General features: G+C 64.6%; 5 protein-coding genes and 1 riboswitch. Of the genes, 4 read left to right on the forward strand and 1 reads right to left on the reverse strand.

All coding sequences use genetic code 11. The annotated features are described in order from the left end of the window. The first annotated feature begins 270 nt into the window (after window positions 1-270). The 3 genes from L995_RS17935 to L995_RS17945 all read left to right on the forward strand — a co-directional run bounded on the left by L995_RS17935 (window position 271) and on the right by L995_RS17945 (window position 3,190). Window positions 271-798 (forward strand): copper chaperone PCu(A)C, encoded by a 528-nt coding sequence (locus tag L995_RS17935; protein WP_016450406.1) that lies wholly within the window; start codon window positions 271-273, stop codon window positions 796-798. Between the two features lie 142 nt (window positions 799-940). Beyond that, window positions 941-1,873, forward strand: coding sequence for a PhaM family polyhydroxyalkanoate granule multifunctional regulatory protein (locus tag L995_RS17940; protein WP_047472847.1), 933 nt, complete (start codon window positions 941-943; stop codon window positions 1,871-1,873). 81 nt (window positions 1,874-1,954) lie between these two features. Continuing rightward, window positions 1,955-3,190, forward strand: a complete 1,236-nt coding sequence (locus L995_RS17945; protein ID WP_047472848.1) for an FIST signal transduction protein — start codon at window positions 1,955-1,957, stop codon at window positions 3,188-3,190. Window positions 3,191-3,231: 41 nt separating this feature from the next. Here the strand turns inward: L995_RS17945 and L995_RS17950 are convergent, their stop codons facing one another. Beyond that, a complete protein-coding gene (locus tag L995_RS17950; protein ID WP_047472849.1) occupies window positions 3,232-4,563 on the reverse strand; it encodes a D-amino acid dehydrogenase in 1,332 nt (443 codons plus the stop codon). A gap of 93 nt (window positions 4,564-4,656) precedes the next feature. Beyond that, window positions 4,657-4,767: riboswitch (glycine riboswitch) on the reverse strand. 388 nt (window positions 4,768-5,155) lie between these two features. Here L995_RS17950 and L995_RS17955 point away from each other — a divergent pair. Continuing rightward, the coding region (locus tag L995_RS17955; protein ID WP_231574461.1) for a beta strand repeat-containing protein at window positions 5,156-10,411 on the forward strand (5,256 nt) is incomplete at its 3' end.

A 10,411-nucleotide genomic window follows, 5' to 3' on the forward strand; every position in this document is an offset into this window, starting at 1 on the left:
CCGCGTCACGGCATCGACTGCCCGCTGTGCCTGCCCCCGCTGGCGCCGCCGCCCGCCCGGTGCAGTGCGGCCCCGGCACCGCTGGTGGCAGATGCGCAGCCACGGGCGCACCCGGCCTCCGTCCACAGCGTGGCCATGCCGGCCCTGCCCCAGGCCCGCGCACCGCCCCGGTGACTCCCGGATTCACTCCCGCTTCCTTCGCTTGGCCAACCCTTTTTGCAAGGCACGAAGACCGTGCCGCAATGCATTGAAATTTCTGGAGAAACCGTGATGACACTGCGTCAATGGACCACCCCTTTCCTGATCGCCGCCTCCCTGTCCATGGGCCTGGCCCATGCCCATGCCGATGCGGCCCATGTCAAGGCCGACGCCGCCTGGGCGCGTGCCAGCGTGCCGGGCCAGCAGGCCACGGGCGCCTTCATGCGCCTGACGGCCGAGGAGCCGCTGCGCCTGGTGGGCGTGGAGTCGCCCGCTGCCGGCGTGGCCGAGGTGCATGAAATGAAGATGGAAGGCGATGTGATGCGCATGCGCGCCATCGACGGCCTGGACCTGCCCAAGGGCGTGGCCGTGGACCTGAAGCCCGGCGGCTACCACGTCATGCTGCAGCAGCTCAAGAGCCCGCTGCTCAAGGACAGTCAGGTACCCATCACCCTGGTGTTCAAGGACGCCAAGGGCGAGACCTCGCGCCTGAGCCTGCAGGTCCCCGTGCGCGCCATGGCGCCCGGCGCAGGTGCGGCATCGGCTGCGCAGGGCGGCGCGCATGGCGGACACGGCGGACATGCCGGCCACTCCCACTGAGCTTTTTGTCATCCACCGGGTTTGTGCGCAGCGGGCCGTGCATGACTTGCGATGGACTTGGCGTGTGCCTGGGTTAAGCTGAGCGCATGGCCGGTGTGCTTCACCGGCATGTTCTTCCAACCCAGTCCTAGCGAGTGCTGCCATGAGTGATGCGTCCTCCTTCGGTTTCGGCAAGTTCATCCCCGGTTTCGACTTCCTGCAGGGCCTGGCCCAGAGTGCAGGATCGGCCACCGCCCGGCCCCTGGGGCGCCTGCCCGAATGGGTGGCGCCCACGGTGAGCATCGAAGAGGTGGACAAGCGCATCACCGAACTCAAGGCCGTGCAGTTCTGGCTCGACCAGAACGGCAAGGCGCTGTCCGCCACCATCCAGGCCCTGGAAGTGCAGCGCATGACGCTGTCCACCTTGCAGGGCATGAACGTCAGCATGGGCGAGCTGGCGCAGGCCTTCCAGTTCCCTGCAGCCGCAACCGCCGCAGCCACCGCCGCGGCCAAGGGCGCCGCCAGCGCGGGGCAGGGCGACCTTTCGGACTGGCCCATGTCCTCGGCCGCCAGCCGGGCGAGCAAGAAGGAAAAGCCGCAGCCCGAGCCCGCACAGGCCGCTGCCGCGCCGCCTGCAGCCCCCGAGGCGGCCAAGGCCGCCGACAGACCCGCAGCCGCGGAGACTGCGGCGCCCAAGGACGAGTCCGCCCAGGCCGCCGCCATGGGCCAGGCCATGCAGTGGTGGGGCGCGTTGACCCAGCAATTCCAGCAGATCGCCGCCAAGGCCATGGCCGAGCCCATGGCCCCGGAGGCCGTGGCGGCCGCCCAGCGCGCCACCGGCATGGCCGGTGACCTGGCCAAGGCCACCATGGACCGCATGGCGGCACAGGCCAGCGCCTTTGCTGCGCAGGCGGGCAAGGCGGCGGCGGTCTCCCCTGCCAAGGCGCCGTCCGCAAAGCCGGCGGCGCAGGCCGAAGCCCCCAGGACCGCTGCCAAGGCTCCCTCCAAAGCGGCTGCCAGGAAAACCGCTGCAAAGGCTGGAGCCAAGGCGCCGGCCGCCAGCAAGCCGGCAGCCAAGAGCCGGCCGGCGCGTTGACCGATCGGGCCGGACCCATGGATGCGCAAGGCCCCAGCCACCCGCAAGCCGGGTGCTGGCGGGGCTAGAAAGAAGGTTGGTATGTCGTTGTTTCCTGTAGGCCATGCCAGCCATTCCGACTGGCGCGCCGCGGCCGACGCGGTGCTGCAGCAGCTGCGCTTGCAGATGGCCGGGCCCGGCCACGCGCAGCGGCCCCGTCTGGGACTGGTGTACCTGTCCCATGCGCATGCCGCCCACGCACGGCCGCTGTTGCAGCATCTGGCCAGGGCCCTGCCCCATGTGGCGGACTGGGCCGGCTGCTCGGCCGGCGGCGTTCTGGCCATGTCGCATGAGTACCTGTCAGGAACCGCGCTCGCGGTGATGCTGCTGGATGTACCGGCCGCCCACTACCGCCTGTATTCGGGCCTGGCGCCCCTGCATGCGCCTGGCGGCGAGGCCGGCTTCACGGCCCATTCGGCCCTGGTCCATGCCGCAGGCGGCCAGCCCGAGCTGGCCGAGCTGCTGTACGAGCTGTCCGAGCGCACCGAGTCCGGCCTGCTGTTCGGCGGCGTGGGCGATGACGGAGAAGATGGCGTGGAGGGTGTGCAGATCGCCTGCCGCACCGAGGATCTGCATGCGCAGCATGCGGACGCGCGCGGCATTTTTCGTGGTGGCTTTTCAGGCGTGGCCTTCGGTGCCGGCGTGCCCTGCATCACGGGCATGGCCCAGGGCTGCGTGCCGCTGGGCGAGGGGTTGGAGATCACCGAGGCGCGCGGCGCCCTGGTCACCAGGCTCGATGGCGACCCGGCCCTGCAGCGCCTGCTGCAGCTGCTGGGCGTGGAGCTGGAAGGCAGCGACTGGCAGCCCGCGCTGACCACGGTCCGCACCACGCTGGCGGCCATTGCGCCGCCGGGCCGGGGCCTGGCCCACGGCGTGCTGACCGAAGAGGCCCAGGTGCTGACCCTGGTTGGCCTGGACCCGCTGCGCCAGGGCGTGGCCCTGTCCTCGGCCGTGGAGGCCGGGCATTCGGTGATCTTTTGCCGCCGCCAGGCCCAGGTGGCGCGCCAGGAACTGCTGCAACTGGGCGCTGCGCTGCGCGATGCGGCGGAGCCCGAGGAGGCGGCGCCCGAAGGCGAGGCACAGCCCCGCATCCGTGGCGCCATCTACATCAGTTGCCGGGGCCGCGGCGGCGGCCTGTTCGGCGGCCCCGATGCCGAACTGCGCACCCTGCGCCACGCACTGGGCGATGTGCCATTGATCGGCTTCGTCGCCGAAGCCGAGATCATGGACGCCCGCCTGCACCGCTTCGCCGGGGTGTTGATGGTGTTCACTGCCTAGGCGTCGTACACGCCGTACACGCCGTACACACCGTCTGCACCTCAGACCGCGCGCGGGCGCACCGTGCCTGCGCTGCGATCCGGGTCCATGGCTGCGGCTCCCAGAAAATCGAAATCCACGGCCGGCTGCCTGCCGCTGACCAGGTCGGCCAGCGCCATGCCGGAGCCGCAGGCATGGGTCCAGCCCAGCGTGCCGTGGCCGGTGTTCAGGAACAGGTTGGCGATGGGCGAGCGTCCGATCAGCGGCACATTGCTGGGCGTGGCGGGGCGCAGGCCGCTCCAGAACTGGGCGCGCCCGGTATCGCCGGCGCCGGGGAACAGCTGCTGCACGCGCCGCACGATGGCCTCGCAGCGCACGGGGTCCAGGTTGCGGTCGTAGCCGTTGAACTCGGCCGTGCCGGCAATGCGCAGGCGGTCGCCCTGCGCGCCCGTGTAGCGCGAGAACACCAGCTTGAACTCATCGTCCGTCAGGCTGACCTGGTAGGCCTTGGCGGGGTCCAGCACCGGCAGGGTCACGGAGTAGCCCTTGGCCGGGTAGATGGGCAGGTGCAGCCCCAGCGGCTGGGCCAGCAGCGGGCTGAACGAGCCCATGGCCAACACATAGGCGTCGCCCTGGATGCGTTCGTAGCGGCCATCGGCATTGGTCACCTCCACATGGTCGATATGGCGGCTGGCGCCTGCGCCCGTGGTACGCAGCGCCATGACGTGGTGGCCGTGGCGGAACTGCACGCCCGTGGTGGCGGCAATGCGTGCCAGCTCGCGCGTGAAGAGGTTGGCGTCGCCCGATTCATCCTCGGCCGTATAGGTGGCGCCCGCTATCTGCCCGCGCACATGGGCCAGGGCCGGCTCCAGGCGCACGGCTTCGTCGGCGTCGATCAGGCGGCGGTCGCAGCCCAGGGCCTGCATCTGCTCGGTGGGCTTGAGCGCGCCCTCGAACTCGCGGGCGTTCGTGTAGAAGTGCAGGATGCCCTGCATGCGCTGCTCGTACTGGATGCCGGTGTCCGACCGCAGCTGCTGCAGGGCCTCGCGGCTGTAGGTGCCCAGGCGAACGATCTGCTGGATGTTGTGGCGCGTGCGCGCGGGCGTGCAGTTGCGCAGGAAGGACAGGCCCCAGAGCCACTGGCGCATGTCGGCGCGCAGGCGGAACAGCAGGGGGGCGTCCTGCCGGCCCAGCCAGCCCAGCAACTTCAGCGGTGCGCCGGGGTTGGCCCAGGGTTCGGCATGGCTGACCGAGATCTGCCCGCCGTTGGCGAAGCTGGTTTCGGCGCCGGGCGCGGCCTGGCGGTCGATGACGGTCACTTCATGACCGAGGGATTGCAGATAGTAGGCCGACGTGGTGCCGATCAGGCCGGCTCCGAGAACGATGACGCGCATGACGATGCCCTTTCAAAGGCATGTGCCGGGTCACGCGAAAGCTGGCCGCTATGGTCTGGATAGCAGGCAGCCGGCGTCCGTCGTGACGCAGCTGCCGCTCCCCCTGTCCTTGGTACCTGAGAGATTCACCGCCGTCCATGGGAACGGGGCTTGCTCCTTCGGTGCGCCGCACATTGCGTGCGGCGGCTCTCCAGACGGCATGTTGTGTTTGCAGTACGGAACCTGAGCGTGTATGGGAGTTTGCGCCTTCGGTGAGGCTCGGCACCGTGGCGCCCGCCTGCTCTCCTGCAGGGGCGATTCTATGGGGCTTGCGCAGCCAGTTCCAGTCGTATTGGGGATACCACCAGTTACTTGTATGTGGTGTGGCTGATTCAGGGTATTCCCTAGATCGCTCAAGCGCCTCCCTCGTAGCGCTGGTACGAGTCTCTGGTTTCATGTAAAAAAACTATTGAAATAGAAAAAAACATGATTTAGTCTATCGATATGTGCAGTGGTTTGTCAGTGCATGTTCTGGTCGATTGGACCTGCATGGGTTAACCATGGGTTGTATATATGTCTGATAGGCGACTTACCGTTGCACAGGTGCGGGTCCATGGAAACTGGTCCGTCACTGAAAAAATACAAGCACGTTGAATATGGTTTGTCGAGGGAGGAATGTTTTGCGTCGCAAACCCGACTGAAGGTGTGTCCGCTCAACGGGCAGTGGAGCAGCGCGCAAGCGTTGATGGAAATCCGCCTTTTTTTGATTGACGCGCAGGATCTGCGCGAAAAATTTTGCTTCCAAACTCACCGGCTGCAAGGTGAGTTGTGGGCTCGTGATTCAAATAGAACTATTCGAGGTACGGCGATGCAAATGCGCTGGGTACAACTGATGGCCATTGCCATTGGGAAAATCATTTTCCTGTCATATCTCCTTGAGAAAACGGGGAATATCATGCATGCTTTCAATCGCCTGCCTGGTTCGGCATTTTTTCGCAAGTGGCGTGCAGCGAAGTGCCTTTTCTCTTTGCTGCTGCTTTCATGCGCGGGTATCTCATCCACGGCACTGGCGGCGACCATCGTCTTCACGGTCACCGACAACAGCGACGCTCCCAATGCCAATGCAACGACACCAACCACCTGTGTCAGCACGCTGGGGGGCACCTTTGCTGGCGCGTGCACGCTGCGAGCGGCCATTCAGGCAGCCAACTACACGCTGCAAACGCTGGATCCGAGTGCCGATGTTTCCATCGTCTTTGCGCCGACACTGACCACGTCGGTACGAACCATACAGAGCGGGACATCCAAGGATGCGGCGGGAAACCTCCATCCGTATGTCGACAATCAGACGGTTTACGTGCGCTGTGCCAATACATTCGTCAGCGGAGCCCAGTCCGGCGCCGTGACGGGAGCCACCAATGCCTGTGGTCAAACCCAGATGATCAGCGGCGGCGATACGGGCACCACCACTGGTGCCGGTGGCGCCTGGTACTGGATCAAAGGCACCGTGCCAGCCGGCACGGGCTCATTGACCATCGATTTCGGGGGAGTCATACAAGTCCAGAACTGGGCGGACTCCGCCTGGGAAACCTTTTATCTTGGTGGGAAGAATATCACTCTCACCAATTCGCCCAACATGACCTGTGGCGAAGCGGTATTCGTCGTTGGCTCCTCAGCAAACAATGTCATCATTGATCGCGTCGGTCTGGTGAATGTGGCGCCAACCCCTGCGGGAGAGGGGACGCCGTTCAACTGCGAGCTGTACGCGGAGATTCATCAAGGCGCACAAAACGTATTCTTTGCCAATAGCACAATCAACTCAGCGATATGGAATGGAAATTACGGCAATAACAAGGGCTCGGCCATTTCCGTTGCCGCAAGCAACGGTGCAGGCACGGTTTCCAACATCGTTGTCGATAATTTCACGGTAACGAATCTGCCCAACCCTATCGGGGGAATGCAGCTCGAGCAGTTTTTCCAGGTCATGTCGAACATGACCGTCAACGGATTGACGATCAAAAATTCGAATATCGCACTGAGCCCGACTGGTGGAAATGCGCCCAGGGCCGTGGTGTCGGTTGATGGAACGATCAGCCTGGCCAATGGAATTGGTCTGGCCGTGACGGGTAATACCTTCTCGCTGCCTATCGCCGCCTATACCGGGTCATCGCCAACGCATGTGTCGGCACCGACGGTGAATACGGCAGCCTCAGGCACGACGCAGGTAGTGACGGTGACCGATAACAATTTCACTGGCGGCGGGGACGGGTTGAATATTAGTGGGACGGGTACGGCACCAGGGTTGATTGGCAACAACAAGATGACAAGCCAGTCGAGAAGTGCCATTCGTATCATTACGCATGATTTCTTCAAGATTTCTCAGAACACGCTGTTTTCCGTGCCTGTGGCTGCAAACTCAGGTATCAGTTTGCTGACGACGGCCAATGGACAAACCGGATGGACCCCGACCCTTGGCGTTGGCGCCAGTGACACCGCCGCCTGCACCTGGACATTCAATATCACGGCAAATGCCAATGCGAGCGAGCCGGCACCGTATACGGTGGAAGCCTTTTGGTCGCCGACCGGCGCGGGCGCCAACGACGCACAGGTCTATCTGGGCTCAGGGACCATGGCCGGAGCCTCGGGAACGCTGACCGTTCCTTCGTATCTCAGCGGCCAGGTGCGGGTCACAGTGACGGACAGCAATTCCGGTGGAGCCCAGACCTCGCAGCTTTCAACGGCTGCAAGCGTCACCGGTTTTCCCTGTGCCCTGAAATCCGGCGTTCTGGCGACGACCAACAATCAACCTGTCGGCAGCAGCGACTTGCTGGAGGTCTACATTGTTGACGGCCAAGGCAATGCCTGGACGGGGGGCAGTGACACCGTTACCTTCGCAGCGCCGCCTGCAGGTGTCACGTTCAATGGCAGCTCCGCCGCAGTCAGCTGCACGACCGACTCCAGCGGAAAGTGCGCGTCTCCCATCAATGCCAGCAGCAGTGTCGCCGGAACATTCACCACACCCGTGACCTTGTCGTCGTCAGTCGCTGGTGCCACGTTCTCCAATCTTCCCTTGGGTGGAAGCCCGGTATCTGGCGCAGTGACTTATCAGCCTTCGCCGGTTGCTTACAGCTTCACCGGGCTGCCGGCCAGCACGACCGGTTCTGAAATCGCCGCGAGTCCGCCATCGATTGCGGCCAACGGCGTCTCCACCAGCACCTTGGCCGTGCAGTTGAAGGATGCTTTAGGCAACCTTGTCACCACCTGTACCGATACGGTGGCCTTCACCCTCAATGCGGGGACGCAAGGCGTTCCTGCCGTCAGCGTCACGGGCTGCAGTGCCGGCATGTACACGGGGACGGTGACATCGCCGGTGCTGGTCGGCAGCGGAACCTTCGGGTTCACCATCAACGGGTCTGCGGCTGTTGCCACCGCAACGGTCTCCTATGTGGCCGCAACGCCGAGCACGAGTGCATCGACGATAGTCGCCACACCGACATCGATCGTGGCCAACGGCAGCTCCACCAGCGTGCTGCGCGTGCAACTGGTCGATGCCAGCAGCAATCCGATCAACACCTGCACGAACACGGTGGCATTCACCCTGAACGGCGGAACGCAGGGAACGCCGAGTGTGGGCGCGGCCTCGTGTACCGCAGGCATCTATACGGGCACCGTCACATCGCCCACGGTGGTCGGCAGCGGGATCTTCGGATTCACCATCAACGGCTCTGCCGCAGTTGCTACGGCTTCAGTGAGCTACACGGCGGGTCCGCCAAGTACCAGCGCCTCGACCATCGTTGCGAGTCCGACCTCGATCATTGCCAATGGCACCGCAACCAGCACATTGACGGCGCAGCTCAAGGATGCGTCAGGCAATTCGATTGCAACCTGTGCCAATACGGTGGCCTTCACGCTGAACAGCGGAACACAGGGCTCGCCTGCGGTCGGCGCGGGGTCGTGCAGCGCAGGGGTGTACACGGCAACCATCACGGCACCTACCGCAGTCGGCAGTGGCACCTTTGGTTTCACCATCAATGGCTCGGCCGCCACGGCTACGGCTGTGGTGAACTACACGGCCGGCCCGCCCAGCAATGGCGCGAATGGAAACCTGATCAGTGCCAGTCCGCTCAGCGTTGTCGCAGACAACACTGCCACGAGCTCGATCAGCGTGGCCCTGCGCGATGCCAATGGCAATCCCGCCACGGATACGGTGGCGCACACGATTGTCTTCACCAAAACGGGCGTGGGCACGACCACGCCGGCCGCACCCACGTGCACGATCGCGGCCAACGCCAATCCGGCCACCTGCTCCGTGACGGTGAAATCGGCCACGGTCGGCACCGCAAGCTTCACGGCAACGGACAACGGAACGGCCGTGAGCAATGGCAGTCCGGTATCGGTCAACTTCATTGCCGGGCCGCCCAGTAATACAGCCAGTGGCAATCTGCTCAGTGCCACGCCGCTCTCGGTGATGGCCGACGGTACGAGTACCGGCACGGTGACCGTTGCACTGCAGGACGCCAATGGCAATGCAACCGTCGATACGGTCGCCCACACCATCGGCTTTGTCCATACCGGCGCCGGCACGCCGTCGGCAACTTCCTGCACGATTGCGGCCAATGCGAATCCAGCGCGCTGCTCCATCACGGTGACATCCACCGTGGCGGGTGCGGCGAGCTTCACAGCCACGGACAACAACGGCACCACCACCCAGAGCGTGGCAAACGGCAGTCCGGCCGTGATCAACTTCACGGCCAATGCCGCCGACCCCGCCAAGTCGGGGGTGCGTACCGTCAGCAGTCCGGCCACGGCCAATGGCTCGGCGACAGATGTGCTTGAAGCGTTTGTGGGAGATGTCAACGGCAATCCGGTGGCCGGAAGCGTTGTCACGTTCTCTCCCACCGCAAACATCACCTTCAGCGGTACCTGCACCACCAATGCGGCCGGTACTTGCCAGGTCACCGCCAGGACAACCGTCGCGGGTTCCTACACTTCCGGCGCAAGCATCGCGAGCGGCGCATTGAGCGGCAGCGGCATCAGCGCCGGTGGCAATACGTACGGTGCGACGGCTGCCTATGTCTTTACGGCAGGTGCCGTCGATCCCGCCAATTCGACCATGTCGGTCGATGTGAACAACCAGGCAGCCGGCGGCGGCCAGGACGTCGTTTCCGTGGTCACCAAGGATGCGTTCGGCAATCCGGTCACCGGCGTTGCCGTGAACTTCAGCGTGACGCCCGCCGGAGCGGCGCCTGCCACCGCCATCTGCACGACTGCTGGTGCGGCGGCGACCTGCTCGGTGTCGTTCACCAGCGTGACCGCATCGACTTACTCGGCCGCCACCACGGTGGGTGCAACTGCCATCGGCAACAGCCCGCAATCGATGGCCTTTGTCGCCGGCAATGCCTCGGCAAGCAATTCGGGCCTGCGTGTCGTGAGCGACAACGCGGCGGCAAATGGCACGGCAACCGATGTGGTGGAAGCGTATGTGCGCGATGCCGGTGGCAACCCCAAGGGCGGCGAGGTCGTCACCTTTGCCGGTGCTGCCGGCGTGAAGCTGAACGGTGGTGCGGCAGGCGCGTCAGCCACTTGCACCACTGGAACAAGTGGCGCAACTCTGGGCATTTGCTCGATCACTGCCACCAGTACAGCAAGTGGTACCTACAGCATCGCCACCAGCATTCCTGCAGGAACCCTGGGTGGCACGTTCACCGTGGGAGCAAACGCGTATTCGCCAAGCGCCGCACAAATTCATTTTGTGAGCGTGGTGAACCTCAGTGTCACCAAGGCCAACCCTGGCAGCTTGGCTGTGGGCACGCCCTTCAACTACGCGTTCTCCGTGTCCAACGCTGCCAGTGCCTTCGGTCCCGCCACC

The organism is Delftia sp. ZNC0008, assembly GCF_000799035.1.
In the GTDB taxonomy this organism is placed as follows: domain Bacteria; phylum Pseudomonadota; class Gammaproteobacteria; order Burkholderiales; family Burkholderiaceae_C; genus Comamonas; species Comamonas tsuruhatensis.